The organism is Halorubrum sp. F4 (genome assembly GCF_027257195.1).
GTDB lineage: Archaea > Halobacteriota > Halobacteria > Halobacteriales > Haloferacaceae > Halorubrum.
Genome location: NZ_JAPDFS010000003.1, coordinates 352,472 through 378,300, shown reverse-complemented (window position 1 = coordinate 378,300; position 25,829 = coordinate 352,472). Strand labels below are relative to the sequence as shown.

The 25,829-nt window shown below is 59.7% G+C and carries 28 protein-coding genes; 16 read left to right on the top strand and 12 right to left on the bottom strand.

The window, feature by feature from the left end; all coding sequences use genetic code 11:
- The first annotated feature begins 81 nt into the window (after nucleotides 1-81).
- On the top strand, nucleotides 82-531 hold the full coding sequence (locus tag OKW78_RS10360; protein WP_281195088.1) for a RidA family protein: 450 nt from the start codon (nucleotides 82-84) through the stop codon (nucleotides 529-531).
- A gap of 104 nt (nucleotides 532-635) precedes the next feature.
- Nucleotides 636-965, top strand: coding sequence for a helix-turn-helix transcriptional regulator (locus OKW78_RS10355; protein WP_281195087.1), 330 nt, complete (start codon nucleotides 636-638; stop codon nucleotides 963-965).
- Between the two features lies 1 nt (nucleotide 966).
- Here OKW78_RS10355 and OKW78_RS10350 read toward each other — a convergent pair whose 3' ends face one another.
- Nucleotides 967-1,575, bottom strand: a complete 609-nt coding sequence (locus OKW78_RS10350) for a molybdenum cofactor guanylyltransferase (protein WP_281195086.1) — start codon at nucleotides 1,573-1,575, stop codon at nucleotides 967-969.
- A 158-nt stretch (nucleotides 1,576-1,733) separates the two neighbouring features.
- Here OKW78_RS10350 and mobB point away from each other — a divergent pair, with 158 nt between their 5' ends.
- On the top strand, nucleotides 1,734-2,465 hold the full coding sequence (gene mobB / locus OKW78_RS10345) for a molybdopterin-guanine dinucleotide biosynthesis protein B (RefSeq protein WP_281195085.1): 732 nt from the start codon (nucleotides 1,734-1,736) through the stop codon (nucleotides 2,463-2,465).
- A gap of 38 nt (nucleotides 2,466-2,503) precedes the next feature.
- Here the strand turns inward: mobB and OKW78_RS10340 are convergent, their stop codons facing one another.
- From OKW78_RS10340 to OKW78_RS10325, 4 genes are all read right to left on the bottom strand, one after another.
- Nucleotides 2,504-3,157: a helix-turn-helix domain-containing protein gene (locus OKW78_RS10340; RefSeq protein WP_281195084.1), complete on the bottom strand. Its 654-nt coding sequence runs from the start codon at nucleotides 3,155-3,157 to the stop codon at nucleotides 2,504-2,506.
- Between the two features lie 91 nt (nucleotides 3,158-3,248).
- Entirely contained in the window at nucleotides 3,249-3,584 is a 336-nt protein-coding gene (locus OKW78_RS10335; RefSeq protein ID WP_281195083.1) for a carboxymuconolactone decarboxylase family protein, read from the bottom strand.
- Between the two features lie 77 nt (nucleotides 3,585-3,661).
- Complete coding sequence (locus OKW78_RS10330) at nucleotides 3,662-4,063, bottom strand: helix-turn-helix domain-containing protein (RefSeq protein WP_281195082.1); 402 nt, start codon at nucleotides 4,061-4,063, stop codon at nucleotides 3,662-3,664.
- Nucleotides 4,064-4,160: 97 nt separating this feature from the next.
- Nucleotides 4,161-4,643, bottom strand: coding sequence for a halocyanin domain-containing protein (locus OKW78_RS10325; protein WP_281195081.1), 483 nt, complete (start codon nucleotides 4,641-4,643; stop codon nucleotides 4,161-4,163).
- 208 nt (nucleotides 4,644-4,851) lie between these two features.
- Here OKW78_RS10325 and OKW78_RS10320 point away from each other — a divergent pair, with 208 nt between their 5' ends.
- From OKW78_RS10320 to OKW78_RS10295, 6 genes are all read left to right on the top strand, one after another.
- A complete protein-coding gene (locus tag OKW78_RS10320; protein WP_281195080.1) occupies nucleotides 4,852-5,097 on the top strand; it encodes a 4Fe-4S ferredoxin N-terminal domain-containing protein in 246 nt (81 codons plus the stop codon).
- Complete coding sequence (locus OKW78_RS10315) at nucleotides 5,090-7,813, top strand: molybdopterin-dependent oxidoreductase (protein WP_281195079.1); 2,724 nt, start codon at nucleotides 5,090-5,092, stop codon at nucleotides 7,811-7,813. The genes OKW78_RS10320 and OKW78_RS10315 overlap by 8 nt, the downstream gene beginning before the upstream one ends.
- Nucleotides 7,813-8,667 (top strand): 4Fe-4S dicluster domain-containing protein, encoded by an 855-nt coding sequence (locus OKW78_RS10310; RefSeq protein WP_281195078.1) that lies wholly within the window; start codon nucleotides 7,813-7,815, stop codon nucleotides 8,665-8,667. The genes OKW78_RS10315 and OKW78_RS10310 overlap by 1 nt, the downstream gene beginning before the upstream one ends.
- 3 nt (nucleotides 8,668-8,670) lie before the next feature.
- A complete protein-coding gene (gene nrfD, locus OKW78_RS10305) occupies nucleotides 8,671-9,969 on the top strand; it encodes an NrfD/PsrC family molybdoenzyme membrane anchor subunit (protein WP_281195077.1) in 1,299 nt (432 codons plus the stop codon).
- Nucleotides 9,966-10,646, top strand: a complete 681-nt coding sequence (locus OKW78_RS10300; protein WP_281195076.1) for a molecular chaperone — start codon at nucleotides 9,966-9,968, stop codon at nucleotides 10,644-10,646. The genes nrfD and OKW78_RS10300 overlap by 4 nt, the downstream gene beginning before the upstream one ends.
- 112 nt (nucleotides 10,647-10,758) lie before the next feature.
- Nucleotides 10,759-11,817 (top strand): Mrp/NBP35 family ATP-binding protein, encoded by a 1,059-nt coding sequence (locus tag OKW78_RS10295; RefSeq protein WP_281195075.1) that lies wholly within the window; start codon nucleotides 10,759-10,761, stop codon nucleotides 11,815-11,817.
- A 73-nt stretch (nucleotides 11,818-11,890) separates the two neighbouring features.
- Here the strand turns inward: OKW78_RS10295 and OKW78_RS10290 are convergent, their stop codons facing one another.
- Nucleotides 11,891-12,289 carry a molybdopterin-dependent oxidoreductase gene (locus OKW78_RS10290; protein ID WP_281195074.1) on the bottom strand — a complete coding sequence of 133 codons (399 nt, stop codon included), beginning with the start codon at nucleotides 12,287-12,289 and terminating at the stop codon, nucleotides 11,891-11,893.
- 557 nt (nucleotides 12,290-12,846) lie between these two features.
- On the opposite strand from OKW78_RS10290, the gene OKW78_RS10285 reads away from it, so the two are divergent.
- The 5 genes from OKW78_RS10285 to arsB all read left to right on the top strand — a co-directional run bounded on the left by OKW78_RS10285 (nucleotide 12,847) and on the right by arsB (nucleotide 18,621).
- Complete coding sequence (locus OKW78_RS10285; RefSeq protein WP_281195073.1) at nucleotides 12,847-13,437, top strand: arsenate reductase (azurin) small subunit; 591 nt, start codon at nucleotides 12,847-12,849, stop codon at nucleotides 13,435-13,437.
- Between the two features lie 2 nt (nucleotides 13,438-13,439).
- On the top strand, nucleotides 13,440-16,025 hold the full coding sequence (locus tag OKW78_RS10280; protein WP_281195072.1) for an arsenate reductase (azurin) large subunit: 2,586 nt from the start codon (nucleotides 13,440-13,442) through the stop codon (nucleotides 16,023-16,025).
- Entirely contained in the window at nucleotides 16,022-16,693 is a 672-nt protein-coding gene (locus tag OKW78_RS10275; protein WP_281195071.1) for a peptidylprolyl isomerase, read from the top strand. Before OKW78_RS10280 ends, OKW78_RS10275 begins: the two co-directional genes overlap by 4 nt.
- A gap of 198 nt (nucleotides 16,694-16,891) precedes the next feature.
- Complete coding sequence (locus OKW78_RS10270) at nucleotides 16,892-17,347, top strand: RidA family protein (protein ID WP_281195070.1); 456 nt, start codon at nucleotides 16,892-16,894, stop codon at nucleotides 17,345-17,347.
- A gap of 95 nt (nucleotides 17,348-17,442) precedes the next feature.
- Nucleotides 17,443-18,621: an ACR3 family arsenite efflux transporter gene (gene arsB / locus OKW78_RS10265; RefSeq protein ID WP_369335036.1), complete on the top strand. Its 1,179-nt coding sequence runs from the start codon at nucleotides 17,443-17,445 to the stop codon at nucleotides 18,619-18,621.
- 445 nt (nucleotides 18,622-19,066) lie between these two features.
- Here arsB and OKW78_RS10260 read toward each other — a convergent pair whose 3' ends face one another.
- The 3 genes from OKW78_RS10260 to OKW78_RS10250 form a co-directional block, all read right to left on the bottom strand.
- Nucleotides 19,067-19,402 carry a hypothetical protein gene (locus OKW78_RS10260; RefSeq protein WP_281195068.1) on the bottom strand — a complete coding sequence of 112 codons (336 nt, stop codon included), beginning with the start codon at nucleotides 19,400-19,402 and terminating at the stop codon, nucleotides 19,067-19,069.
- On the bottom strand, nucleotides 19,399-19,719 hold the full coding sequence (locus OKW78_RS10255; RefSeq protein WP_281195067.1) for a helix-turn-helix domain-containing protein: 321 nt from the start codon (nucleotides 19,717-19,719) through the stop codon (nucleotides 19,399-19,401). Before OKW78_RS10255 ends, OKW78_RS10260 begins: the two co-directional genes overlap by 4 nt.
- Before the next feature lie 113 nt (nucleotides 19,720-19,832).
- A complete protein-coding gene (locus OKW78_RS10250) occupies nucleotides 19,833-20,843 on the bottom strand; it encodes a site-specific integrase (protein WP_281195066.1) in 1,011 nt (336 codons plus the stop codon).
- 1,138 nt (nucleotides 20,844-21,981) lie between these two features.
- Here OKW78_RS10250 and OKW78_RS10245 point away from each other — a divergent pair.
- Nucleotides 21,982-22,377: a hypothetical protein gene (locus tag OKW78_RS10245; RefSeq protein WP_281195065.1), complete on the top strand. Its 396-nt coding sequence runs from the start codon at nucleotides 21,982-21,984 to the stop codon at nucleotides 22,375-22,377.
- 217 nt (nucleotides 22,378-22,594) lie between these two features.
- On the opposite strand, the gene OKW78_RS10240 is transcribed toward OKW78_RS10245, so the two are convergent.
- A complete protein-coding gene (locus OKW78_RS10240; protein ID WP_281195064.1) occupies nucleotides 22,595-22,795 on the bottom strand; it encodes a hypothetical protein in 201 nt (66 codons plus the stop codon).
- 330 nt (nucleotides 22,796-23,125) lie between these two features.
- Nucleotides 23,126-23,509, bottom strand: a complete 384-nt coding sequence (locus tag OKW78_RS10235; protein ID WP_281195063.1) for a hypothetical protein — start codon at nucleotides 23,507-23,509, stop codon at nucleotides 23,126-23,128.
- 615 nt (nucleotides 23,510-24,124) lie between these two features.
- Here OKW78_RS10235 and OKW78_RS10230 point away from each other — a divergent pair.
- Nucleotides 24,125-24,328 carry a hypothetical protein gene (locus tag OKW78_RS10230; RefSeq protein WP_281195062.1) on the top strand — a complete coding sequence of 68 codons (204 nt, stop codon included), beginning with the start codon at nucleotides 24,125-24,127 and terminating at the stop codon, nucleotides 24,326-24,328.
- Between the two features lie 1,138 nt (nucleotides 24,329-25,466).
- Here OKW78_RS10230 and OKW78_RS10225 read toward each other — a convergent pair.
- Nucleotides 25,467-25,796 (bottom strand): hypothetical protein, encoded by a 330-nt coding sequence (locus OKW78_RS10225; protein WP_281195061.1) that lies wholly within the window; start codon nucleotides 25,794-25,796, stop codon nucleotides 25,467-25,469.
- Between the last annotated feature and the right edge of the window lie 33 nt (nucleotides 25,797-25,829).

Genomic DNA, 25,829 nt, shown 5'->3' with positions numbered 1-25,829 from the left:
GAGATGGGCTGTGTCTGCCGTTGCCAGCAGACACCGTCTGGATCGAAACGTTCTTTTACATTTGAGAGAATACTAAATCGTATGTCGAGACAGATGACCGAACGTGGTGACCGAATGCATCGTAAAAATAAGATGGATATCGACGAGTCGCTGAGCGAGGAGAGCAAGCGCCAACGTGACGGCATCGAGAACATCGGTGCGTTCGGAATGCGGACCGGCGAGTCGGATCTGATCTTCTTTCAGGGTATTCTCCCAGAGATCAATGGAGACGTGAAGGGATCGGAGCCGATCGGCGAGCAGATCGAGACGTGTCTAGACCGGCTCGAACTGATGCTCGAAAACCGCAACGCGTCGCTTGACGACGTGATGAAAGTCGAGATACAACTCGCAGACGCAGAGACAGCGGCCGTCGACCGAGCATACGAGTCGCGGTTCGATGACGTTGCGTTCCCGCCGCGGACTGTCGTCGGTGTCTGTTCGCTTCCCGGCGGGGCAGACGTCCAACTTGACGTGATCGCGGCCGAAGAATAACCGCTGTCTGCCGTTCAGTTCCGTCGGAGGTCCCGTTTCATTCCACTGCCGGTCGTCGAACATCGACAGAACAATTAATCCGATCGCGGCGAAACACGTCGGCAATGGCCAACTCCTCGTCCGATCCGATTTCTGGGACAGATCTCGACACGCTGATCGACGATACGGCGACCACCGTCGACGTTAAGACGTTATCGGCGTTCGGATACGAAACCCGGTATCGACTCGTCCGACTACTCGTCGAGGCGGACGGCGCGGTCAGGTTCGACGAAATCACACCCTATGTGTCGGTGAGCGATAGCGCCGTCAGCCACGCGTTAACGCTTCTCTGTGACGCCGGACTGGTGGAGAAACGGAAGGACGGACGGTCGCGTAGTTACTCGGCGACGGAACGGGCGGAGGCACTTGTAGACGCTCTCATCCGAACGCGATAGGTCAGCGATCGCGTGTTCCGGGATCGAGTTGAGCCAGATCCCCGGGGGTGTTGACGTTCACGAGTTGTTCCCGTACGGTAGCGGACAGTTCACGAACGTCTATCGTCGTCGTTTCCAACCGGGTGAGGAGTTCCATCGGCCGCCGCTCACCGGTTTCGAGAAGTGACCGGATCGCTTTGAGGGTCGGTGTTGTCCTATACCGTCCACAGAGCGGTTGGAGTTGTGCGTCACAGTCTACCGGTACGATCGCATCGCCTTCGTCTGTCGCGGCGAGCGCAGCGAGGAGACGGCGATCGACGAGTGGGAAATCGCACCCGACGACGAACGTCCACTCGGATCGGCTTCGTTCGAGGCCGTCTCTGATCCCCCCGAGCGGACCGATCGACTCGGTATCGATAGTCCAACTGAGCGGCGTTTCGATCCCGGATACGGCCGTTTCGATTCGGGGACGCTGTGTTTCCCGACAGCTGATCAGGATCCGATCGGTCGACACATCAAACGTATCGATTACCTGTCGTATCAGCGACGAACCGTCGAACTCGGCGAGGGCCTTGTCGACATCGCCGAACCGCACCGATCGCCCGCCGGCAAGGACGAGTCCCGTGGTCATCGGTTCGGTCCGCGGAGCGAGTGAACGCCTATCCAGAACAGGACCATTAATCGAACTGATACGCTACTCCGTGATGAATTCGTCGGGGATTCGGGAGCCCTGACAGCGTCCCCGTATCTCTCCGGACGCTATTTATCGATCTACGAACGAGTTGGTGTATGAAAGTACTCGGTGTCGCCGGACCGTCGGACTCTGGAAAGACGACCGTCGTCGCGGGACTCGCGGCCCGGCTCAGCCACCGTGGGACGGTGGGAACGATGAAACGGCTCACCCACGATCCGGACATCGATACCGACGGGAAGGATACCGCCAGACATCGGGAGGCCGGATCGGCGCGTACTGCCGGAGTCACCGACGACGGGGACTGGTTCAGCACCGGTGACAGGTGGACGCTCGAAGATATGCTCGACGACTTCGCACGCGAGTGCGACTACGTTCTCGTCGAGGGGTTCAGCGAGAGTCGCCTTCCGAAGGTGTCACTCGGTGATCGATCGACCGCGCCTCCGGTGGTGACGACGGCCGCCGACGCCGACGACCTCGATCTCGGCGAAGTAACGGATATCATCGAGACGCTCCCGTCGTACGAGACCCCGGCGTCCCTCGTGGTGGAGCTTCGTGGCTCACTCGAGTCGGGCGATCGAGAGGGCATCGCGACGAGCACCGTACCGGTGGCTGAACTGGCTCTCACCGACGATGTGACGACGCGAGTCGATGCGGCCAACAGGCGCCTCCGTTCGGTGGACGGCATTCGCGAGGCCCGCGTTCACCATCAGCAGTCGCTCTTCGACGAGCTTGACGACGTTGTTCATCTGGTAGTGCTGGCGGACGACACCGCGAGAGCGAACGAGGCGATCGGCGAAGCGATTGAACGACTCTTCACGGCGGCCTGACAGCCTCGCGTCTGTGGCTCTATCGGAAGGAGGACGGCTTACTGAAAGGCGGCGAGCGCGAGCTTCGATTCGACCGAGTTTAGCCGCTGGGACATCGCCGACTTCGTGATGTCGAGCTCCGCGGCGAGCTCGCCGACGCTCGTCGCCCGTGGCGTCTCGTAGTAGCCTGACGCGACCGCCATTGCGGCCGTCTCCTGTTCGGTCTCGGTCAGCGTAGAGAGATCGAGCGTGATACGGTTAGATTGGTCGCCCTCGACGGAGTCAATCCGCGTGAGCTTCCGCAACGAAAGGCTCTCTGTCACGTCTCCGAGGTCCTCTATCAGCGCGGAGAGACGGTCGCGATCGGGGAGATACGTCCGGATGACGACTCCCTCGTCGGTGACCTCTGTGACCTTCGGAATACAGTCGTACTCGAAGAAAATCGGGCAGTAACACTCCGGGGTGATCTCGGCTTTCGTGTGACGGACCTCTGTCTCGGTCGTACCCGCCGTCTCGTCGTCGGGCTTGCGCGTCGCTTCGGTGTGACACTCACCGTTAGCAGACTGCCGGTCGATCCGATCCGCGTTCGGACCGACCTCTTCGAGCGGACAGGCGACCGTACCGGACGCGGACAGGTCGAACTCGACGTAGAGGCGACGAGCCTCCTCTGTGCCGTCGCTTCCTCCGGTCGACGGTCGCTCTGTCGTTCTCATCAATTGCGGGTTCGACGAACGGCTACAAAAAGGTGTCTCGGATTATCGGGCTCTAGAAGGACTGACGGCACGGATCGGGTTGATCCGTCGCTCACTCCTCGTCGACGAGATCGTCGATCCACGTCAGCACTGCCATCGCTTTCGGGAATCCGATCGTCGGAACGGCCAGAAGGGCGACGTGCCGAAGCGCCTCGGGATCGACGCCCTCCTCGAGTGCACGCCGGACATGCGAGTGGACGGCTCCTTCCGATTCGGAGCCGGCCGCCAGTGCAAGTTTGACGAGGCGTTTCTCCTCTCCGTCGATCGGACCCGCCTCGGAGCAGGCTTTCCCCAAATCGGCGTACTCGTCCCACACCTCCGGGTGTTCGGCCGCGAGATCGCTCGCCGTGGACGGGAGTTCGTCGGTGTCTTGGATAGCGTCAGGCATACGATTGGATTCCAAGACCCAGAATAAAAACCCAGATGAGCGTTACCACGGAATGACGATGCGAGCTGCTCGATTGATCACTCAGTGGAGTCGAACGCTGTCGTCGAGTCAGACGACTGCTCGTGGGACATTCCCTCCACTACCCGTCGGACGATGGTCGTCTCGGCGCCTCGAAGCCGCTGTGAGACGGCAGACTTGGAAACATCGAACTCGGCCGCGAGATCCGTGAGCGTCGCCTCCCGCGGATCGGAGTAGTAACCGGCTTCCACGGCTCGTAGCAGCGTCTGTCGCTGTACCGCGGTCATCTCCTCAAGATCGACCGTGACCGTCGACCGCTCTTCGTCGCGGACGTCACGGACCCGTGCTCCGTCGACGTCGAGATCCGCGATGGTACCTAGCACGGCCGCGACGTCGACACCCGGATCGATCTCTATCGAGACCGTGTGCCCGCCGTCATCGCTCGCATCGTTCGTGGCCATCGGTGTGTTCGTGTTATCGGATTGTTACACTGAAACAAGCAAACAGCCAGCGGTGAAATATGTAGTTCATTAAATAATATGAAGGTTTGAACCAGTGTCACTCGCCGTCGACGATGATGGCACCGACCATGTCTAGCCCGCGGTGCGGTCGACAGTGGTATCGCACCGTCCCCGGCTCGTCGAACTCCCGACTGAAGGCGTGGTCGGCTGTAGCCGTCAGTTCGCTCTCGAACTCTGTGTCGACGCCGACGACGTTGTGCTCCGTGTCGTCCGGGCCCCACTCCCACCGAATAGTCGTCCCCGGGTCGATCCGGACCGCGGTAGGAACGAACGCTAGCGTCGCCGACTCGGGACCGACCGCAACTCGAACGGTCTCTCGACCGGTGCGGTCGGCCACACCGTTGTACCCGTTAGCGTCATCTAGCCACGCCGCCCGCTCCGAGGCGGATACCGTCTCTGCCGCTGGATCACCTTTGGTATCGTCGCCCAGACAGCCACCGATCCCAGCGACCGTGCCGGTGAGAACGGCTCCAAGAAATTCTCTCCGGGTTCGTCGATTAAGAGGTTCTTCAAATTCCATGTGAGAACAGACGACGCTCCGCACCGAACTCCTGTGGCTGTAATATGAAGTAGATTTTCCCTAAAGAGGGTGTTTGCGAAGAATCGTCGGAAATCGACCACTTATTTTTTCGTCGCATTTGAAATCGTTCGATGAATGTCTGTTCAGTACTTAAATCGCTGTAATATGCAGGGCCACCCATTGGTCGGCTGGGATCGAATCGGTAGATATGGAGCGAGACCATCGAGATCCACCCGATATCGAAGACGCCGAGTTCGACGGCTGGGCCGAGGAACGGCTCGGTGACGTCGAGTACGACACCGAACTGGGCAAAGAGATGGGTCGGGATGCGGTCCGTCTCGCCCGTGGAGAGTTGACAGAAGAGGAGTTCCACGAAAAGTACCACGAGCAGGTGAAAGACGAGTTCGGCGTCGACGACCGACCGACGAAACCGGAGGGGTTCGACGATGAGTAGCGACGGGCTCGATCTCACGAGACGGGACGCCTTGAAGGCCGGCGGCGTCGCGGCCGCGGCACTCGGTATCGGCGGCAGCGCGTCGTTCCTACAGGAGGCCGACGCCCAGTCGGGCGAGTTGGAGTACGAACAGGTCCCGACCGCCTGCTGGATCGGCAAGCAGGACTGTGCCGCCGTGGCAAAGAAGGTCGGGAACCGCGTCATCAAGTACGAGGGTCATCCCGACGAGCGCCGGACGGGCGGCGGACTCTGTCCGAAGGGACAAGCGCAGATCGCGCAGGTGTACGACCCCCATCGGATCAAGGCCCCGCTGAAACGAACGAACGGGAAGGGCCAACACGGGGAGTGGGAGGAGATCAGTTGGGAGCAGGCGATGGACGAGATCGGCGACGATCTCACGACGAAGCTCGAGGACGACCCGCGACGAGTCGTCTTCCAAGTCGGCCGGAAAAAGTCCCCGCAGTGGCAGGAGGACGCGTGGGTGACTGGCACGAGTAACAAGTACGGTAGTATGGAGAAATACGGACATGGAGCCACCTGCTCGGACTCGGGATACCGCGCCCAAGAGCTGATCTTTGGGACGCACGGCGTTTCCGAGACCGACTTCGAGAACTGCGACTACTTCCTCGCATGGGGGTTCGGCGCCACGACCTCCGGTGGGGCGCACACGTGTAACATCACGTGGACCCGAGAGGTCGCCGACGCGAAGGAGGGCGGGATGCACACGGTGACGCTCGACCCGCAGACGCGCGGGATGGGAAGTTACACCGACGAGTGGGTTCCGATCGAGCCGGGCACCGACATGGCCTTCTTCAACGCGATGAACCACGTCCTCGTCCGGGAGGGATACGTCGACGAGGAGTACCTGATCCGGGCGACCAACGCCCCGTGTCTCGTCGCGACTGAGGGGGATCAAGAGGGACACATCCTCCGGACCGACGCCGCCGAGGACCCCGGTGAAGCGTGGAAGTGGCCCGACGGCGAGTTGGTGTACGACGAGGCCGTCGAGGAGCCGGTCCCTCACGAGGAGGCCGACGATCCGGCGCTCCGCGGAGCATACACGGTCGACGGCGTCGAGGCGAAGCCCGCCTTCCAGCTGTTCGTCGAACACCTCGACCAGTACGACCCCGAGTGGGGAGAGGAGATCACGGGGATCGACGCCGACACCATCGAGCGGATCGCGATCGAGTGGGGCGAACACGCGAAGATCGGTGCGACGGTCGAGGTCAACGGCGAAGAGGTGCCATACCGGCCGGTCGGGATGCACGGCTACCACGTCGCCCAACAGGAGATGGGTACGGTCACGACGATGGCCCACTATCAGACGGCGATGCTGGTCGGCGCGATCGACGCCGTCGGCTCGACCCGCGTCCGGAAGGGGAAGTACAGCGAGCCGAACGACGGCTACCTACCGGGATTCCGCGACTTGGCGTACCACCCCGAGAAGATCACGCCGAACCCGGACGGTCCGGACCTCGGCGAGAGCATGTTCCACCCGATCAGCTCCGGCGGGTACACGCAGACGTGGGTCAGCCTGAACGATCCCGAGAAGTACAACCTCCCGCACGAGCCGAGCGAGATGGCTATGATCGTCCAGATGGCCAACCCGGCGCTGTCGGCGCCGCAGACCGACACCGTCGTTGAGGCGCTCAGCAAGCTCGACACGACTATCGTGGTCGACCCCTTCATGAGCGAGACCGCCGACGTTGCGGCCGACTACGTGCTGCCGGCAGCGACCGCGGACAAGCTCCAAGGACCGACCGGCGGGTGGAACGGCACCGGCGAGATCGAGCACATCCGGTTCCCCTCGATGGATCCGCTGTTCGACAGCAAGCCGGATGCCGAGATTTTCATCCAGCTCGCGAAGGCCGTCGATGCATACGAGGAGTACGTCGCCGACATCAACGCCGAGCTCGGACTCGACGGGACCGAATACGCCTACTCAGGTACCGACGAGGCGCCGGACGACCCGCACGAGTTCCTCCGCGACGGGCTCGACCGCTGGGCCCGCACGAAGGGTAAGAGCCTCGAGTGGTTCCGCGAGGGCAACGTCATCAACACCGAGTGGGAGGTCGGCGGTGGCAACCGATACGCGTACACGTGGGGGAGCGACAACGGGTACGGCGAGTACAACCCCTACGACGTCAAACACGACCTCTACAGCGAGACGCTCGTTCGAATGGGCGACCGCGTCGACGAACTGATGGCACAGGAGGGATTCGACGAGTCCGACTTTCCGTACATTCAAGACTACAACGGATTCCCGACGTGGCGGGAGCCGACGGCCTTCAAATCGCCGGACGAGTACGACCTGACGACCTACACGTTCCACCAGATCGAACACAAGCAGTCGCGAACGGCGAACAACAAGCTGCTCAACGAGATCGCGCCGGAGAGCCCGATCCGGATCAGCGCGCAGGACGCCGAGCGCCTCGGGATCGAGAACGGCCAAGAGGTCGTCATCGAGACGCACAACGCGATGACGGGCGAGACGTACCGCGGCCGGGGCAACGCGATGGTGCTCGAAGGCGTCACGCCCGGTACGGTCGGGCTGCCGCCGCACCACGGCTCGTGGAAGGACCCCGAGAGCGAGGCCCTCGACGAGGGGCCGAACGTGAACAAACTGTTCCCGAGCGGACCCGGCTACGTCGGACTGGACAACGGGCAGGCGTTCCAGATCCGTGCGAAGGTCGAGCACGCCGGAGGTGATGACTGATGACACAGCTCGGAATGGCGATCGACTTAGAGCGTTGTTACGGCTGCCGGGCCTGTATGGAGGCCTGTAAGGTCGAGAACAGCACGCCACGCGGGGCGTTCTGGATGCACGTGTTCCGGTACGAGAAGGGCGAGTACCCGGACACCCAACAGCAGTTCATGCCCCGCCCGTGCCAGCACTGCTCGGAGCCGTCCTGTGCGTCGGCGTGTCCGACGTCGGCGCGGTTCAAACGCGAGGAGGACGGGATCGTCCTCACCGACTACGACCGGTGTATCGGCTGTCGGTACTGCGAGATCGGCTGTCCGTACGGCGTGAACTACGCGCAGTTCATGCACCCGGAGGATGCCCAGTACGGTCACGGACACGGCGAGAGCAGCGGCGACGACGAGTTTGGTTCCGGCGCGATGTCGGACGTCGTCGACAGCGCAGAGGGAAAACCCCCGTGGCACGACCCGGCACACGAAGAGGGGATCTCGCCTCGGGGAACGAGTGCGTCCGGTCCGCAGCCGGAGGGGGTGATGAGTAAGTGTACCTTCTGTGCGCACAGACAGGAGGACCCCCAACAGCAGGGAACGACGGCTTGCGCGCAGACCTGTCCGGTGGACGCGATCAAGTTCGGCGACATGGAGGACCCGGAAAGCGAACCGCGCCAGCACCTCAGCGAGAAGTCCTCGTCGTCGACGTTCCAGTTGCTCGAGGATCGCGGAACCGAACCGAACGTCGTGTATATCGGCGATGAGCCGGGCGACGACGCCCGTCCGGTCGAGACGGCGGAGCGGTTCAAGGACCCGGAGGAGGCCGCGGAGGTCGAACGGAATCCGCCGGAAAGCCGCTCGACGGACGTGGAGGTGTAATCCATGAGTACACCAACCAAACGCGATGGCCTTGTGGCACCGCTCCGAGAGACGAGCACGGCCTATTACGCGCTCGTGGCGGTCGCCGGGCTCGTCGTCCTCGGAATGCTGTACAGCTTCGTGACCGTCCTCACCGAGGGACACAGCGTGACGGCGTTGAACAACTGGGGGACGGACGGTGGCGTTCCGTGGGGGCTCGACATCGGCGCGTTCAGCTGGTGGTCCGCCATGGGCGTCGGCGCGATCGCGCTGTCGGCGATCTTCCGTGTGTTCGGGATGGAAGAGTACGAGCCGTATGCTCGGATCGGCGAACTGCTGACGCCGCTGGCGTTCGGCGTCGGGTTCCTACACGTCGTCTTCGACCTCGGCCAGCCGTTCCGGGTGTTCAACACCATCCTGTACCTCCCGCTCCAGTCGCCGATCGCGTGGGACGTGATCCTGCTCGGCGGACTCGGACTCCTCTCGGTCGCGTACCTCGTCGTCTCGATCCGAGAGGACCTGTACGTCCTCTCTGAGCGGGAGGCACTCCCGTCGGCGCTCGCGCCCGTGTACGACCTCCTGTTGACCGGGTACGAGCCGACCGACGATAGGTCGGGCCGGCCAACCGTCTGGTGGCTCGCGGCGTTTATTCTCGCGTTCATCCCGATCGTCGGCGGGGGACTCGTCCCCTTCCTGTGGGGACCGCTCGGCGTCAATATCAACTGGTTCGGCGCGATTCAGGGGCCGACGTTCCTCGCCCAGAGCATGACCACCGGGGCGGCGGCCGTGCTGTTCGTCGCCGCCGTGTTGCGGTACGCCTACGGCCTCGACGACGTGTTCACCGACCGGACGATTCGGACATTCGGCGTCTTCACGGGCGCGTTCGCGTTCACCTACATGCTGGGGGTCTTCTACGAGATCCAGACGGGGTCGTTCGCGGCCGATATGGCCGACCCGAACGTGACGGCGCTCATCTTCGGCGGACAGCTGTCCCCGCTGCTGTGGCTGGCGATCGCAGCGATGATCGTTCCGACGGTGTACCTCGTACTCCAGCAGGTGACCGGTCGATTCAGCCTCGTCGGGACGACCGCCTTGACGGGCGTGCTGCTGGTCGGCATCCTCCACCAAGAGACGTGGTTGGTCGTCGGCGGGCTGATGTATCCCGATCTGATGTACCCCGTCGGCGAGTACGTCCCGTCGATATACGAGTGGCTGAACCTGATGGGGACGACCGGACTGGTCGCACTCGCGCTGCTGGTGTTCACGAAGACGCTCCCCGTCGTCTCCGTCGGCGAATCAAGGGAGGTGCAAGCGGAATCATGATCCGCGACGAGACGACCGCGGCGACAGAACCGGAACGCTCCGCCTCCGAATCCCCGACTGGAGCGTCGGCCGTGCCGGATGCCCGCGTCTACCGCGTGCTCGGCGAGCAGTTCCTCTCCCGGCCCGATCGGGAGCGTGCCGACGCCGTTGGCGCGTGGGCGTCCGAGTGGCGGGTGACCGCCGAGTCGCTACCGCTGGAAATCGAGGCGGCACTCGACCGCATCGAGAGCGGAAGCGACGCCGACGAGGAGACACTCGCGACAGCCTACACGCAGACCTTTCGCGGGATCTCCGAGCGCGTCCCGGACCCGCCGTACGAGTCGCTGTACGTCGACGGGCAGTTCTATAGCGACACCACCACCGAGATCCGACAGGGATACCGCTGGGCGGGAGTCGACGTCGCCGACGCAAACGGCAACGAGCCGCCGGACCACCTCGGTATGGAGCTCCAGTTTCTCGGGGAACTGCTCGCGATGGACGATACCGAAACGGACGCAGACGAGCCCGACGTCGAGGATGCCAAGTGGTGGCTGCTCGACGAACACCTGACCGAGTGGGTACCGACGTATCACGCTCGAATCCAACGGTCAGACCCGCACGAGTACTACGCGGGTCTCATCGACCTCACACTCGCGATCGTGACCGCGCACCACGATCGACTCGCGGTGACGCGGTGATTCCCCTGCGCCGACAGTTTCGGGGGCACCGCCTGAACGGAGATTACCGCGCGGACGACTGCCAGCGCACAACCGATTCGCGAACGACTAACGACGGACACAACACGAGCCCATGACCGAACAACTACGCGACGCCCTGGGCCGGATCGACGACCCGGCCCTCAACGACGACATCGTATCGCTCGGCCTAGTCGGCAACATCGAGATTACCGATGGGACCGCCCGCGTGCCACTCGCGTTCGGCGCGCCGTACTCACCGACAGAGACGGATATCGCCGACCGGGTGAGGGAGACCGTCCGCGAGGAGGGATACGAGGCGGACCTCACGATCGAGATCGATGACCAGACGCCCACTGGTGTCGTCGACGACGCACCGAACATCATCGCCGTTTCCTCCGGCAAGGGCGGCGTCGGGAAGAGCACCGTCGCGGTGAACCTCGCGACGGCGATGGCCGAACGAGGGGCAAACGTCGGGTTGTTCGACGCCGACGTGTACGGTCCCAATATCCCGCGGATGCTCGGCGTCCACGACCACCCGGGAATGGCGGAGGACGACGAGACGATCATTCCAGTCGAGAGCCACGGACTCAAGCTGATGAGTATCGGCTTCCTCGTCGGCGAGGACGACCCGGTCATCTGGCGGGGCGCCATGGTCGACAAGGTACTCACGCAGCTGTGGCACGACACTGAGTGGGGCGACCTCGACTACTTCGTCGTCGACCTGCCGCCGGGAACGGGCGACGCACAGCTGACGATGCTCCAGCAGATGCCGGTGTTGGGCGCGCTCGTCGTGACGACGCCGCAGGACATCTCACTGGACAACGCTCGAAAGGGCGTCCGAATGTTCGACAAACACGACGCGTCGGTGCTGGGCGTCGTCGAGAACATGAGCGGGTTCGTTTGCGACGAGTGCGGGACCCGACACGACGTGTTCGCGACCGGTGGCGGGCGGCGGCTCGCCGACGAGTTCGATCACCCGCTCCTCGCCGAGATTCCGCTCGATCCTTCGATTCAAGAGGGATGTGAGATCGGCGAGCCCATCGTCTCCGACGGCGACTCGGAGCCGGCGCGAGCGTTCCGCGAACTCGCCGAGCGGACGATGGATCAGGTCGGTCGGGAGCGACGCCGCTCGCACGCCGAGGGTGCCGTCGAGATCGAACTGGAGCCGTAGTGTGGGAAGCGTCGGCGAACGTCCGAAAATCGGATACGGGTCAACGTGACGCCCCCGTCCGTCGTCCTGCGATTCAATCGCCGGTCGTCGGCTCGTCACCTTGCTGTCCGATCCCGAATACCTCTAGATCTTCCGGATCCTCGCCTCGAGAAAGCGTCGCCGGAACGATCTCCGAGACTCGCTTCACCGTCCGGATTCCCTCGATGCCGGGACAGACGAGCCGCGGGCGCTCTGCGGCGCCGAGCGGCTCCCCGTCGATCGCGACTGCCAGCAGCCCGTCGAGCGCCGTATGAACGTCGAGACAAGCACGATAGCCGTCTGTGGTCTCGAAGATCAGGTGAGTGGTCTCCGGCGGGAACTCCGCCTCTTCAACAAGGGCTGCGACCGGTGTCCCGCGCCAGTCGGCGGTCCACCAGTCGCCCGTCGCACACCGGATCTCGACGGCGCGCTCGATGGTTTCGAGTGGCTCCATATCGACCTCTGAGAGCCCGATCGGTGGTCCCGCGCGGAACTCGTCTGTAACATGGCTCATGTCGGACGCGTTAGGGTGTCTGCGCGTCGGCGTGATCGGCGGTCGAACGTGACTCGTCGACGACGCCGCGTCGAGCCGCCGTCCGGACTCACGGATTCGGGCGCGTCGTCTTCGCTCGCCATATCGCGAAGTCCACGATTCTGGGATATATGCGTGTCGGAGGTTCTCATGATGCGGTCCTCCGGAGTTGAATATTGTATCTGATCGCAAACGTAGCTACAGATCAAATGATGTTCGTTCCGCGAGCAGTTCCTCCGTGGATGGAGCCCCTCACAGAAATAGTGTTTACGCTGATTTAGATCGGCTGGATGGTTCTCTGATTAAATGAAAGTTCAATCGTTGGGAGGAGATGACGTGGCGGACAAGAATCTCTACAATTGTTCTTCCCACAGTTTCAGTGTTATTGCGAATTATTCGGTGTTTTATGAGTTACCGTCGGAACCCGTGATAATAAGAGAAAGCTACAAGTGTATGACTGCTAAATCGGGGGCTGGACTATGAATAATAATGAAGGTTTGTCGACGAGCCGCCGTCGACTCCTTGCGACCGTGGGGACGGCCGGCGCGGCGTCCGTCGCCGGCTGTGGATTCCAAGCCCCTCGAGCGGATGATTCCGAAGACGGACCCGCCGAGTCTCCGACCTCGCGGGTCGACGGTCTCGAACGGTACCCGCGTGTTCGGGTCGGGAGCGTCGACGAGCTATCGGACGGTGACGTCGAGACGTTCTCCTACCCGCTCGACGGTACTGAGAACTTCCTCACCCGCATCGGGGGCGAGGCGTGGGGAGGCGTGGGATCCGACGGCAGGATCGTCGCCTTCAGCGGTATCTGTACCCACATGGGCTGTCCAGTTCAGGGACAGGTGAAACCCGCACAGGAGATGGCCGGTCCCTGTTCGTGTCATTATACGAGCTTCGACCTGTCGAAGGGCGGACTCGTCGTCAGCGGTGCCGCGACGACCGACCTCCCCCAAGTGCGCCTCGATGTCGAAGACGGTGACATCTACGCGACGGGGATCGACGGGCTCGTGTACGGCTACCGAAACAACCTGCGGGACGGTACCCCGATCGACGACGCCACGGAGGAGTAACCATGGCAGCAGACAACCCGAACACCAGCGAGGTACCTATTCCTCCCACGGACGCGGAGCGCAGCACGCGGTCGTGCCGGTACTGCATCGTCGGCTGTGGGTACGAGGTCTACAAGTGGCCGGTCGGCGAAGAGGGCGGTCCGTCCGCCGACGAGAACGCCCTCGGGATCGACTATCCCGCCAGCTACGGCGAGTGGCCCTCGCCGAATATGCACGAGATCATCAAGGAGAACGGACAGGAGTACCACGTCCTCTTCAAGCCGGACACCGAATATCCGGTCAACGAGAGCGGTGCGCACTCCGTCCGCGGGGGCACGCAGGCGCAGTCGCTGTACTCCCCCAACAACGAGGATTACGACGACCGTCTGAAACAGCCGCAGATCCGGATCGGGGGCGACCTCGTCACCGTCGACTGGGACACCGCTATCGAGGCGTGGGCTCGCGCCACCGAGATCGCCACCGAGGACGGGGAGAACCCGAACGGCTACGGGCAGAAGCTGTACTTCTATCAGTTCGTCGAGAATACCTTCGCCGGGACGAAGCTCTGTTACGACGTCATCGGCTCCCCCAATTGGGGCGGCCACAACCGGCCGGCGCTCACGCCGGAGTGTCCCGGACTGGTCAACGCCGGCCTCGCGGAGTGGTCCTACGCCTACGAGGACGCCGCGGAGGCCGACACCATCGTACTGGCGGGGGCTGATCCCAAGGAGAATCAGGACGTCATCTTCAGTCGATGGATCGACGAACAGGGCGACGCCGACATCGTGTTCATCGATCCGCGAAAGAAGTTCACCGCGAACTACGCCGAGAACAACGGCGGGATCCACCTCCAAGTCAACGAGGCGACGGACCCGATCCTCCTGAACGCCATCGCCCGCCACATCGTCGATCAGGGTTGGCACGACGAGGAGTTCATCGAGGAGTGGGTGATGGACAATCGGGAAACGATCGACGAGGAAGGGTGGTACCAAGAGGAGCTCGGCCTGACGCCCGAGGAGTACTACGACCTCTTGGACGATCCTCGGTACGCCCCCGAAAATGCCGCCGAGACGACCGGCGTCTCGGCCGAGGAGATCCGCGAGGCCGCCGAACTCATCGCCCAGCCCGACGCCGAGGAGACGAACACGCTGTTCATGCTGGAGAAGGGCCTCATCTGGGGCTGGTCCCACGAGAACACCGGCGCGATGGCGAACCTGACGCTCATCACCGGCAGCGTCGGTCGACCCGGTACCGGTATCACCCGCGCCGGGGGCCACCAAGAGGGCTTCTGGACGAACGGTGCCGAAGGCGACGTCATCGCCGAGCGTTCGACGCAGACCTTCGACGGCGAAAAAGTGGAGGGTGCGACGGTCGCGCCGAACACGGTCGAGCGTGTTAGAGACGGCGAGATCAGCCACTGGCACGTCATCGGTAACGATCCGGCTCGCCACTCGTACGCGACGCAAGACCTCCGGAACGCGATACGGGAACGGACGAGCGGCGCGCAACCGCAGAGCGCCGACATCGACGAGATCGAACGCGCGTTCCGCGAGCGCATCGAGAACGGCGGCATGGTCGTTACCCATCAGGAACTGTACGCTAACACGACGACCCAGTACGCCGACATCGTCTTGCCGGCGACAGCGGTCGAATCCGGCGAGGGCGGCGATTATCATCGCTGGAACGGCGAACGTCGTTTCCGCCAGTATCAGGGCTTCATGGAGGGCCCCTCCGGCGCGAAGGAGGATTGGGAGATTTTCGCGATGATGGGCCAACGACTCGGTGCCGACGACATGGACTGGGAGGACTCCCGAGAGATATTCAACCTGATCGCCGAGGAGTATCCGGGCGCCGGGGGTGATCACTCCCTCGAAGGGATCGCACCCGCCGCCGAAGCGAACGACATGACGCCGGCGGAGTATATGGAGACCGTCGACGAAGGCGTCCAGCAGCCCATCTACGAGGAGAACGGTGAAGTGCAGGGGACGCCCCGGATCCACGCCCCAGACGGCGAACGCGAGGTCATGGATCACCGATTCCACACGAGCACGGGCGAGGCAATCCTCCAGCGCGTCGACTGGGATCGGGTCGTCGATCCCGACGACGGGACGACGATCGGCGACGTCTACGACCAGCTCAGCCCCGGCGAGGACGAGATCTGGGTGACGAACGGGCGGCTCCAGCACCTCTGGCAGAACATGTACACCCACCAGCGACTGGAGTACATCCAGAAACGCTTCCCACAGAACATCCTCCAGCTTCACCCCAACGACGCGGCCGAACGGGGGATCGAAGCCGGCGATCTCGTCGAGATCGTCAACGACGACGTCTTCAACATCCACGGCGAGAACACCGAGGGCAGCTTCACGGCGGTCGCCTATGTCGTCGACGAGGACGACGCGGCTCAGGGGCAGTCCGTCTCGGAGGGGCTGGCATACACCTACTGGCTGTATCCGGACCAAGTCAACAACGACGTCAACCCGGCGTACCTCGATCCCGCCAACCCCAACCCCGGCTACAAGTACGGGAAGGGGCGGATTAGACGCCTCGGCGAGAGCGAGGTCAAAGGCGAAATGAGCTTCAAGCCGATGAACATCGCTCCAGAATGACGAGCACAGAACACGCGGAGGGGCTCGCAGACGGAGACTTCGTCCGGATCGAATACACCGCCCGCGCCGCCGAGAGCGGTCACGTCGTGGACACCACGGATCCCTCGGTCGCCGCCGCCGCTGACATAGATGGCATTGACGCCGAGGGACCGATCGTCATCGTACTCGGTGAAGGACACGTGTTCGAACCGATCGAGGACGCGATACGAGCGGTCGGAGTCGGCGGGTCGACGACGGTCACCGTGGAGCCGGACGACGCATTCGGCGAGCGTGACTCGGGCAAGCGCGAAACGGTACCGTCCGCGCTCGTTCCGGCAGACCAGCGCGAGGCCGGTCGAACCATCTCCGTCGCCGGCCGCGAGTGTGTGATCGAGTCCGTCGACGACGAGACCGCACACCTCGATTACAACCACTCGCTGGCGGGCGTTACGTTAGAGTACGACCTGTCGGTCGGCGGGCGGGTCACGGATCACGACCGAGTCGGGGCGCTCAGCGCGCTCCACGGGCTCGACGCCGAGACGACGCTCTCAGACGGCCGCCTCGTCGTCTCGATCACCGCGGCCGATCCGTCGCGAGAGCGCGATCGGCGACGCCGGGCGTTCATCCGTGACGCGAGACGGCTCCTCCCCGTTGATGATGTGTCCGTGACAGCGTCGTATTCGACGTAACCGTCTGCGTCGTCGGACGATCGGTTCCGCTCCAGTCTCGTTCAGCGGTACCCGCGGTAGGTTGTTTCCGTTCTCTATTGCGCGTTGTTTCGACACCAGCAGAGCTGTGTTCTCGCTCTGTCGTTCGAGACATGGCCCCGTTGTCGACGCTTGAGTTTCTTCGAAGAGTTTTAATATATGAATAACTGTTCATCTATCATGGGTCAGAAGACAACCGAGATCGGATCGGAGTCGAAGCACGAGAGCGAGATGAACATCGATCCGGCGTTAAGCGAGGAGAGCAAGCGACAGCGCGAAGGAACGAGTAATATCGGAGCGTTCGGGAAGCGAACCGGGTCGTCAGACCTACGCTTTTTCGAGGGTATCCTTCCCGAAGTCGATGGCCAAGTATTGAGTGATCACTCAATCGAAGAGCAGTTTTCGACCGCACTCGACAACCTCGAATCCGCGCTCGCCGACAATCGAAACGCGACGTTCAGCGACGTGATGAAACTTGAGATCCAGCTCACGGACCCGAGCGCCGCGGAGGCGGTCGATCACGTCTACGAGTCGCGGTTCGACGACGTTGACCTTCCCCCGCGGACCGTCGTCGGCGTCTGTTCGCTGCCCGGCGGCGCAGACGTACAGCTCGACGTGATCGCCGCCGAAGAGTAACGGCCCCTGCCGAAACCTATTATGACCGCTCACCTGTTTACACGCCGGTATCGTCCATCGTTCGACTCGTCCGACACCACGGGGGTGACAGAATCGTGAATGAGGGCGCCCACGAACACGGACCGAACTGCGACTGTGAGTCCTGTGGAGATCCGCGGTCGATGGACTTCCTCGACAAGTACCTCACCGTTTGGATCTTCGGAGCGATGGCAATCGGGATCGGCCTCGGCTACGTCGCGCCGTCACTCACTGGCCCGATTCAGGACCTTCATCTCGTGGAGATCGGACTCGTGTTGATGATGTACCCGCCACTGGCGAAAGTCAACTATAGGCAGCTCCCCGCCGTTTTCAAGAACGTGAAAGTGCTCGGATTGAGCCTCGTCCAAAACTGGCTCATCGGGCCGACCCTCATGTTTGCACTGGCGATTGTGTTCTTCAGTGGATTCGTCCCCGGACTGCCAGCACGTCCTGAGTTCTTCCTCGGGTTGGTGTTCATCGGGATGGCCCGCTGTATCGCGATGGTGCTCGTCTGGAACGAACTCGCGGAAGGCTCCAACGAGTACGCCGCGGGACTCGTCGCGTTCAACAGCGTCTTCCAGATCCTCACCTACGGCGTGTACATCTGGTTCTTCGCACTGTTCCTCCCGCCGCTTCTGGGCATGGAATCGCTCGTTGCCGGTATCTCGGCGTTCGACATCACGCCGATGCAGGTGTTCGAGGCGATCGCGATTTTCCTCGGGATCCCCTTCGCCGCCGGCATTCTCTCGCGGTTCGTCGGCACGCGGACGAAGGGGACCGAGTGGTACGAGGAGACGTTCGAGCCGACGATCAGCCCGTTGACACTGATTGCGCTGCTCTTCACCGTGATCGTGATGTTCGCGATGCAGGGCGAGCGCATCGTCGCGCAGCCGAGCGACGTCCTGCTCATCGCGGTGCCGCTAACGATCTACTTCGTCGTGATGTTCTTCGTGAGCTTCGGCATGGGTCGCGGGATCGGAGCCGATTACTCCACGACGACCGCCATCGGATTCACCGCCGCCTCCAATAACTTCGAGCTCGCGATCGCCGTCGCAGTCGCGGTGTTCGGCGTCGGCTCCGGTGTCGCGTTCGCGACCGTGATCGGCCCGCTCATCGAAGTCCCGGTACTGCTCGCACTGGTTCACGTCGCGATTTATTTCCAAGATCGATTCGACTGGGGTGGGTACGAGACGGGACAACTCGAAAGCACGAGACCACCGGACGAGCCCGTTTCCTCACAAGTGGACGACGACTGAGAAGACACGATTCACGCTGGTCAGGTTGGTTGATGGCGGTAGCCTCAGTGGGACCGAGATACAGCCTCACCCTCGTACACCACCACTCGGTGTTTAGAACGGCTAGGTGAGTATCGATCGACATCACCGACGACGGCGTGACTGTCGTCGCTCGTCCTACGGGATCAAAATATCGAGGATGTACCTCTGGCTTGTACCGGGTGTCATATGTCCTCTCTTCGGAGCGAGGTAACTACTCGCCAGTTTTACGAATGTACTGTATAGACCAACCTGAACCGTCGATCTTCCTCGAATCCTCTGTTTAAAATACGCGCCCTACATTTTGCACGGCGCTCAGAACGTTATCTCAAATTGGTAGAATTCTCGCTGGTCAATTCGCAACTCTCATCGACCGTCTGTTTCAGGCGAGAGTATATCTGAAGAATAGCATTTCAACAGAGCCAATTCATCGGACACCGAGATAAGCTGCGGCTTCGGTCGCGATTTTCTCCGTCGTTGCCTCAACGAGGCGTCCTTCTTCGTGCTCCATATCTGCATGTCGAATTGTGGTGACTGTCCACGGATTAACGTAGCTCTCTTTCGGTAACCCTCCCGAGACGAAGTCATCGTCAGTAAGCGGAATCGCGACTGCCCGTCGGGTCGTTGTAGCCGCGGCATAGAGCGCTTCCTCATCGTGGAATGGGTGTGTGCGATCACTCAGACAGACGTACGGGCGGTAGTCGTGATCCGCGAGCAGATCTGGGCCTTTAACGACTGTACCGCGTTCGTACACGTCCGTCATTCCTCGCCGCCGTAGTAATCGTCCGTCGTCGAAGCGGAGCTTGCGTTGGTCTGTGCAGCGTAGGATGCGAGACGGTCGTCCTCGACGATGGCCCAGTATCGGCCACGATGGCGAACGAGCCCACGATCCTCAAGACGGGACAGCACGGCGCCGACGCTCCCACGCTTGATACCCGTCGCTTCGTGGAGCTCCGTCTGCGTGAACGCCTGATCACTATTGCTACCGAGGAATCGTAGCAGTCGGTACGGCTGCGTCCCTTCCTTGAGATCGAGTGCTTCGGTTGGGTCTTCGTTGAATCGATCGATGCTGATTGGCATGTGCAATAGTACGTAATATAATGTAATAAACGTGTGGGGCGAAATCCATTAGATCGACGGAGACGGACGTGGGTTGACCAGTGGTGGTTCAATAAGGAAGATGAGGCCTCCGCTCAGATATTGTTGAGAAACTTCCGTCGCTGTTCCATTTTCTCGCGCTGACTACGCCGGTCGTAGTGCTCGTCAAGAACCTCACGCGTGACATTCGCACGATCCCCGACGACGTCCTTCGGCACCTCGTTGTTGAGGTGATGCGTAATTCCACCCCGTCGTAGTGCATGGGGACTCACACTTGAGGGACAATCGAAAGCCGCCGTATACGCCGTTGCTTCACAGCTCTCGACATCCCGGTCGTGGGGACATGTACCCGCCACGATACAAGGACGAGTTGCTCGGTAACAGTCTCCGCGTAGCGTCGTGCGGTGTGCCCGGCCCTTCGACGTGGACAGTAGCGGCCGTCGACCGAACTCGTCCTCGCTCTCCGGACGCTTGTCAGCGATCCAGTCGTCAAGCAGTCGGCACACATTGTTCGAGAGGGCGACGAGGCGTTCACCGTTCTCTCCGTTCTTGATTGTCGTGCCAGTCTCAGGCCGATGAACGACGGCAAGCGACTGACTCTCCGGATCGTAGTCGTCCACGTCGAGTGAGTGGATGGCACCAATTCGCATCATCGTGTGCCACATCAGCGAGAGCGCAACGTGCTGACGCGAAGCGTACTCGTACTTTGCGAGATAGTCGAGGATCTCCTCGGCACGATCGGATTCGAGCATTACGTCGCGGACGTTTTGTCCGTCGCGGAGGACCGGCGACCGCACCTTCGTGTGGAGGTCGCGCTCCACGGCGTCGACCGACTCGGCCCATTTGACGAACACGCGAAGCGTGTCCATCTGAGTCTTCTCTGTGGCGGGTGCGAGGTCACCGTCGCGACGCCGCCACAAACGGTACTCGTGGAGCAATCTCCCGGTGAGATCGTTCAGATTGTCTATCTCTTCCTCCTCACACCATCGTCTGAAGTGACCGAGGCGGGAGCTATGCGAGTACAGCGTTGCCTTTGCCACCTCGGTTTCGCGATCGGCGAGGTACAGTTCTACTCCGGTTTCCGGGTCGAGTGGTTCGAGGCTCATGCTCTTGGAGACGCAAACCACGATCAGACCCCGATCTGAAACCCCTGAAATCAGGCTACACAGCCCTGAAAGGTCGATCCGTTACGAGCGTGAACGCGCGCCCGTCGCGCCCGTATCGTTCTAATCGCATGACTGCGTCGGGGTAGACGCCGTAATAGTGCGAGGCGCGTGCTTTCGTTCGATAGCTGGCCGTCCACTGGTGCATCGGTGGGGTTCGCGTACATCCAAACTGGCACAGGGAGAGAAAATCAATCGCCGATTGACTCATTTCTCTTGCGTGATCGGAGAGAATGCCCGAATTCTATCAAGATTCGACTATTGAATAGAGAGGGTGATTCTGTTGAATTCGGCTCTGTTGAAATCCTTCAAATCTAGCAAAAGTGGTGTGCTAAATACAGGGTGCGAATCGGTCGCTACCAACTAATGGCGAGACTGATTCAGTTGCCACCCTGAGATGAGAATCGCAAGTAACCATGCGGCAGAAGAAATCACGCCGAGAGTTCCCCCCTCACCAATAATTACTCTATAAACTTGTGTTGAGCCTGCGATACACGCTGCGACCAGGAGGAGCAACCAGCGGCGTTGAGAGACTTCCTCTGCCATCCTTGTTTAGTGTCCAACTCGGTAGAATATATAAGTGGACACATCCGACGGTGAATACACTCTCTATATTCAGCACGATCGCAAAAACGCATCACTTTCTAAGGGTTTCAACAAACCCGTTGAATTCTATTCCTCAGACACGATATCGTCTGAAATGGTCGGTCGATGAGGAGTACGAATGTACCGAAGGAGTATTCCCGTAGAGATGAACCAATAAAACATGAAGCGGTCATTTAGACGCGATACAATTATTTTCATTAGCTTATTCGTGGCAGGCCTCGTGGCTGTCGGAGCTCTTGGAGCAGTTTTACTCGGAGGTAACCCTTCTGTATTTCTTCGTGACAAGTTCACTGACCCTGTCTGGCTATTCAATTGTGTGTTTCTGATTGCTATCTGGGTTTGGATGTATCCAAAATTACAAAGAAACCACGATAGACAAACAAGCTAGATCGCTGCTGGTATGTCACCTACTTACGCTAAGTGATTCGGCTTCCCCCCAGAAAGGATTTATACAAAACGAGATTTCTCTGACGATATGGTTCCCTCGCTCTCAGCCGCTGCGCGACAATTCCTTGTATTCGTATTTATAGGGATGTTCGCTCTGTTGAGCCTTCTCCGACTCATGGAAGATGGTTTCATTCCATGGGGTTCTATTGTGGGCATTGGAGTCGGTGCTGCACTCCTTGCCGGTCCGGTTGTCTGGGTTATGCGTGACCGATACTCGGAACAGAGCCGAGAGCGTTTGACATTGGTGGCGTTTGGTATCGCTATGATCGTATTTCCTCTCACGCTCGGGCTTTCGCTTGCGTTCGGGGTCCCTCCATTCATACCACCATCTGACGCCCTCATTGTCGGAGGTTACGTTGGAGTCCTCTTTGCTCTCATAGTGGAACACACGATTGTCCCTGAACGGTTGCGTGCTGTCAATTAGAAATCGGACTGCTGATTCCTACATACACGTACTATATTCAGCAGTTATTCTCTGACGGCTTTGTTGAAATCCACAGAAAGAGATATCTGAACTGGGTTCTGGTCCGTACAGGGAAATTACGGATCGCTCAATACAGGTCAAGCACGTACCGTTTAATGTGGAATATGTTCATCAACAGATCCTCATTTTCTATTTGGTTACCGCAGTGGGGTTTGACTTATGATCCCCGATCATCAAGAAAGCGGTTGACGAGTAGAGGAACAAATATCCCGACTACAAAGAGAACTGTAGCGTTAACCCATGATGGGTACTCTGTGAATCCTACGAGGGCGAAGAATATGACGAGGGCTGACCCTCCAAATACGTAGAATACCTTATTTTCACGGGAAACCATGCTCAGAGGATGCTTCTGAGGCATATAGTTCCACCTATTGAGTGAACCTTCTTCAGTCGATACGCAGCTCCCATCGACCGGCTGTTTCAGGCAAGAATATGTCTGAAGGATAGGATTTCAACAGAGCCCGTTGAGACTTCTTCGGATTAGTATCCCTGATCAGTTTAGAGCGATAGCTGGTTCGTCTGTACTGAGCGATCCACGGTCAATGCTTCCGGGTTTTCGCGGATGAATCAACCTTCGCCGACGCTGTTGAGCGCGCTGTTCAGCTCGAAGAGCTCGCGGACGACATCGCTGTCCGCGACCCAGTACCGACGCGGTGACGTGTTCGGAACTTCCTTGATGAGTTCGAGGTTAATTGATAACTGAGGGCCCATACCGAAGCACGAGACCGGGAAGAATTACGCCAACGAAGATGAGGGCCCCAACCAACACGGGAAACGGGAGCGTAGTGAACGTGCTCAATCCGAAGAAGAGCGCCATAGCGGTGAACACGAAAACCGAAATCACCGCGTTCTCTTGGGAGAAGAGCGGCTCACTCCGTATGATGATGACCATCGAAACAGCGAGTAACACGAGAATCGCCGCCGCTGCAGCGTTGAACACCCGCATCGAATCGACTGCGAGCCCGTAATACAGCCCGACACCAGCGATCACGAACGCGATACCGAGAGCTGAAAGGCCAGCTAATACGATCGGTGACCGGCGGGTGTCGTCGTCGTTTAACTCGGAGGGCATACACCTCGGTTGTCGTCCGAGCGAATATACGCTTTGACCGCTATGGCTGTTGTATGGAGATATTCACCGCGTACCATGGCCTTCAGCTCTGTTGAGATCCCATTCTTCAGATATATACTCGCCTGAAACGGCTTGTCGCTGAAGAGTGTATACTGAGCGACTGCTTAGTAGCATTATTGGAGGAATAAATGAGCTTGTTCTGTATCTAAACAAGCTGAATTACCTAAAATAGAGATTCCCTGACGCTATCAGAGCCTATGTTATTTGTATCGCAGCATCTGAGCTCATTCGTCTGATTGATAGTAGAACCCGAATATAAAAGCTGAGAATCCAAAAATTAGCCAGAATATGAGACTGGGATTGAAAAATAAATCCACAGAAAATTGTTCTGAGGGCAAAACAGTATACCAGATCGGCACACTGACAACCAAACCTAATATTGCGACGAGGATGAACTTGGAATTGTCATCCATGCTATTCAATACAGATTCAGGCCGCTACTACTTATTTGACTCTGTTGAAATCCTCAATTGATGATATGTTCTTTGAGACGTGCTGAATACAGAGCGCGTATCTGTTAGACATAGTTATTTGATGTCATTGAGAGTACAGAGTATGAGTGACACGAATGCTGAAACTGATACGGAAGCTGAACTCAGTCGCTGGGACTGGGTTAGTATTCTCATTGGCCTCGCTCTCCTTGTGTTAGGGCCGGTATCGTTCTTCGTTGAAGGAAGTCTGCTCGGGATACTGTTCACCCTTGGGGGTGTGATCATCCTGTTTCGGTACGGTCGCTGGCTGGTAGTAGACAAAAAGTGAGCTTTCACAACCAAATATGGAGACTCGGCTCTATTGAAATCCTATTCTTCAGATATATTCTTAACTGAAATAGCCGTGAGAACGCGCTTGCTAACGAATCGAATTGCTACCGTTTGTTCACAAACGACGAGCGATCTCGTATGCGATTGACGTTGGAAGAAGGATAGTGAATATTACAAGCGTGATTTCTTGTATTGTCAGACCAGATTGCGTGAGACCCGCGTAGAAGTAGAGTGCTCCGGTGGCAATCACACTGACAATAGCCGCAACGTATCGGGGATCACTCCATGAGGATGGGAACTCAGAGCCAGACATAACTCTGTATACCCGTATCTATACTATGGTTCTTTGTCTGTATTGAGCGATTCGGTCCTGTTGAAATCCCATTCTTCAGACATGTTCTCGGCAGAAACAGCCGTTCGATGAGACCTGCCTATCGCTTACGGGCTTAGAAATCTAATACGCGGAACTTCTTTCTCGTCACACAGCGACGACTCAGATATGGTCCCCCGTGAAACGGCGGTGAATATTCGATGAGTTTGCTAACAGTATACAGCGGACTGCTCATCCGCATGGGTCTGTACCTGCTCATCTTCTGGCCTACTGTCGGGTACTATGTATACTCTGATTCCGAGAAGAAGGAATTATCGAATCCAAGGCTTCGAGGCCTTGTCTTGGGATTCTTGGGAATACTTGGGTTACTCATTCACTTGGGTCTTGTACAGCGACGAACCTGACACTCACTAATCCTCGAAACCCACGCTACTGATAATTCGCTATCTGCTTCACTGTACTGGTCAGAATGGTAGGTAAATGTACCACCTGATCGGGATCTCGGTAGAGCCAGTCCCCGATTCGGACTCTCAAGCGTACTCACTCTTTCGGGAGGAACAGCCAGTCGATGGCTAGCATACAGATGAAGAAGGTCATTACGAACACGACGATGACTCCGACCACTCCGGGAAGACCTCCGAGTCCTACTGTGGGAACGAGTGACGCAGCAGCGCTCGCAAGTGCGAACGATACTAACAAGAAACCGAGGTTCTCGTTCCAAGTCGGTTCTCTGTTCATCATATATTCGGCTTTGTTAGATCAACAGATTTCTCAGAGTACTCGGCGTGCTCCTCGCGGGCAGTCGCTATTCGCCGACGCTGTTGAGCGCGCTGTTTAGCTCGAAGAGCTCGCGGACGACGTCGCTGTCCGCGACCCGGTACCGACGCGGTGACGTGTCCGGAACCTCTTCGATGAGTTCGACCTCAAACAAGAGGTCGGTGTAGTTGCCGACGGTCTGCCGCGTTACGCCGGCGTGTTCTGCGAGTTCGGTCTTGTTGAACTCGCGGTTCGGCGGGAGATCGAGCAACGCGTCTACGAGAATCGGAATCGCGTCGTGTTGCGTGAGATAGAGCCACCCGCTCGGGTGCTCTTTCCGGAGTTCCTTCTTCGCTCCGCGATCGTCCGCGTGCTCCATACTACTCGTGTAGAGAGAGTCCACCTGTGTGTA

Excerpts from the sequence above, each read along its gene's own strand:
- OKW78_RS10290 (WP_281195074.1), bottom strand. The coding sequence starts at position 12,289 with ATGGAGCCACTCGAAACCATCGAGCGCGCCGTCGAGATCCGGTGTGCG.
- OKW78_RS10295 (WP_281195075.1), top strand. The coding sequence starts at position 10,759 with ATGACCGAACAACTACGCGACGCCCTGGGCCGGATCGACGACCCGGCC.
- OKW78_RS10255 (WP_281195067.1), bottom strand. The coding sequence starts at position 19,719 with ATGCCAATCAGCATCGATCGATTCAACGAAGACCCAACCGAAGCACTC.
- OKW78_RS10235 (WP_281195063.1), bottom strand. The coding sequence starts at position 23,509 with ATGCCCTCCGAGTTAAACGACGACGACACCCGCCGGTCACCGATCGTA.
- OKW78_RS10330 (WP_281195082.1), bottom strand. The coding sequence starts at position 4,063 with ATGGCCACGAACGATGCGAGCGATGACGGCGGGCACACGGTCTCGATA.
- OKW78_RS10340 (WP_281195084.1), bottom strand. The coding sequence starts at position 3,157 with ATGAGAACGACAGAGCGACCGTCGACCGGAGGAAGCGACGGCACAGAG.
- OKW78_RS10240 (WP_281195064.1), bottom strand. The coding sequence starts at position 22,795 with ATGCCTCAGAAGCATCCTCTGAGCATGGTTTCCCGTGAAAATAAGGTA.
- OKW78_RS10275 (WP_281195071.1), top strand. The coding sequence starts at position 16,022 with ATGACGAGCACAGAACACGCGGAGGGGCTCGCAGACGGAGACTTCGTC.
- OKW78_RS10325 (WP_281195081.1), bottom strand. The coding sequence starts at position 4,643 with ATGGAATTTGAAGAACCTCTTAATCGACGAACCCGGAGAGAATTTCTT.
- OKW78_RS10350 (WP_281195086.1), bottom strand. The coding sequence starts at position 1,575 with ATGACCACGGGACTCGTCCTTGCCGGCGGGCGATCGGTGCGGTTCGGC.
- OKW78_RS10280 (WP_281195072.1), top strand. The coding sequence starts at position 13,440 with ATGGCAGCAGACAACCCGAACACCAGCGAGGTACCTATTCCTCCCACG.
- OKW78_RS10285 (WP_281195073.1), top strand. The coding sequence starts at position 12,847 with ATGAATAATAATGAAGGTTTGTCGACGAGCCGCCGTCGACTCCTTGCG.
- OKW78_RS10225 (WP_281195061.1), bottom strand. The coding sequence starts at position 25,796 with ATGGAGCACGCGGACGATCGCGGAGCGAAGAAGGAACTCCGGAAAGAG.
- OKW78_RS10335 (WP_281195083.1), bottom strand. The coding sequence starts at position 3,584 with ATGCCTGACGCTATCCAAGACACCGACGAACTCCCGTCCACGGCGAGC.
- OKW78_RS10245 (WP_281195065.1), top strand. The coding sequence starts at position 21,982 with ATGGTTCCCTCGCTCTCAGCCGCTGCGCGACAATTCCTTGTATTCGTA.
- OKW78_RS10260 (WP_281195068.1), bottom strand. The coding sequence starts at position 19,402 with ATGACGGACGTGTACGAACGCGGTACAGTCGTTAAAGGCCCAGATCTG.
- OKW78_RS10300 (WP_281195076.1), top strand. The coding sequence starts at position 9,966 with ATGATCCGCGACGAGACGACCGCGGCGACAGAACCGGAACGCTCCGCC.
- OKW78_RS10230 (WP_281195062.1), top strand. The coding sequence starts at position 24,125 with ATGAGTGACACGAATGCTGAAACTGATACGGAAGCTGAACTCAGTCGC.
- OKW78_RS10320 (WP_281195080.1), top strand. The coding sequence starts at position 4,852 with ATGGAGCGAGACCATCGAGATCCACCCGATATCGAAGACGCCGAGTTC.
- OKW78_RS10270 (WP_281195070.1), top strand. The coding sequence starts at position 16,892 with ATGGGTCAGAAGACAACCGAGATCGGATCGGAGTCGAAGCACGAGAGC.
- mobB (WP_281195085.1), top strand. The coding sequence starts at position 1,734 with ATGAAAGTACTCGGTGTCGCCGGACCGTCGGACTCTGGAAAGACGACC.
- OKW78_RS10315 (WP_281195079.1), top strand. The coding sequence starts at position 5,090 with ATGAGTAGCGACGGGCTCGATCTCACGAGACGGGACGCCTTGAAGGCC.
- nrfD (WP_281195077.1), top strand. The coding sequence starts at position 8,671 with ATGAGTACACCAACCAAACGCGATGGCCTTGTGGCACCGCTCCGAGAG.
- OKW78_RS10250 (WP_281195066.1), bottom strand. The coding sequence starts at position 20,843 with ATGAGCCTCGAACCACTCGACCCGGAAACCGGAGTAGAACTGTACCTC.
- OKW78_RS10355 (WP_281195087.1), top strand. The coding sequence starts at position 636 with ATGGCCAACTCCTCGTCCGATCCGATTTCTGGGACAGATCTCGACACG.
- OKW78_RS10310 (WP_281195078.1), top strand. The coding sequence starts at position 7,813 with ATGACACAGCTCGGAATGGCGATCGACTTAGAGCGTTGTTACGGCTGC.
- OKW78_RS10360 (WP_281195088.1), top strand. The coding sequence starts at position 82 with ATGTCGAGACAGATGACCGAACGTGGTGACCGAATGCATCGTAAAAAT.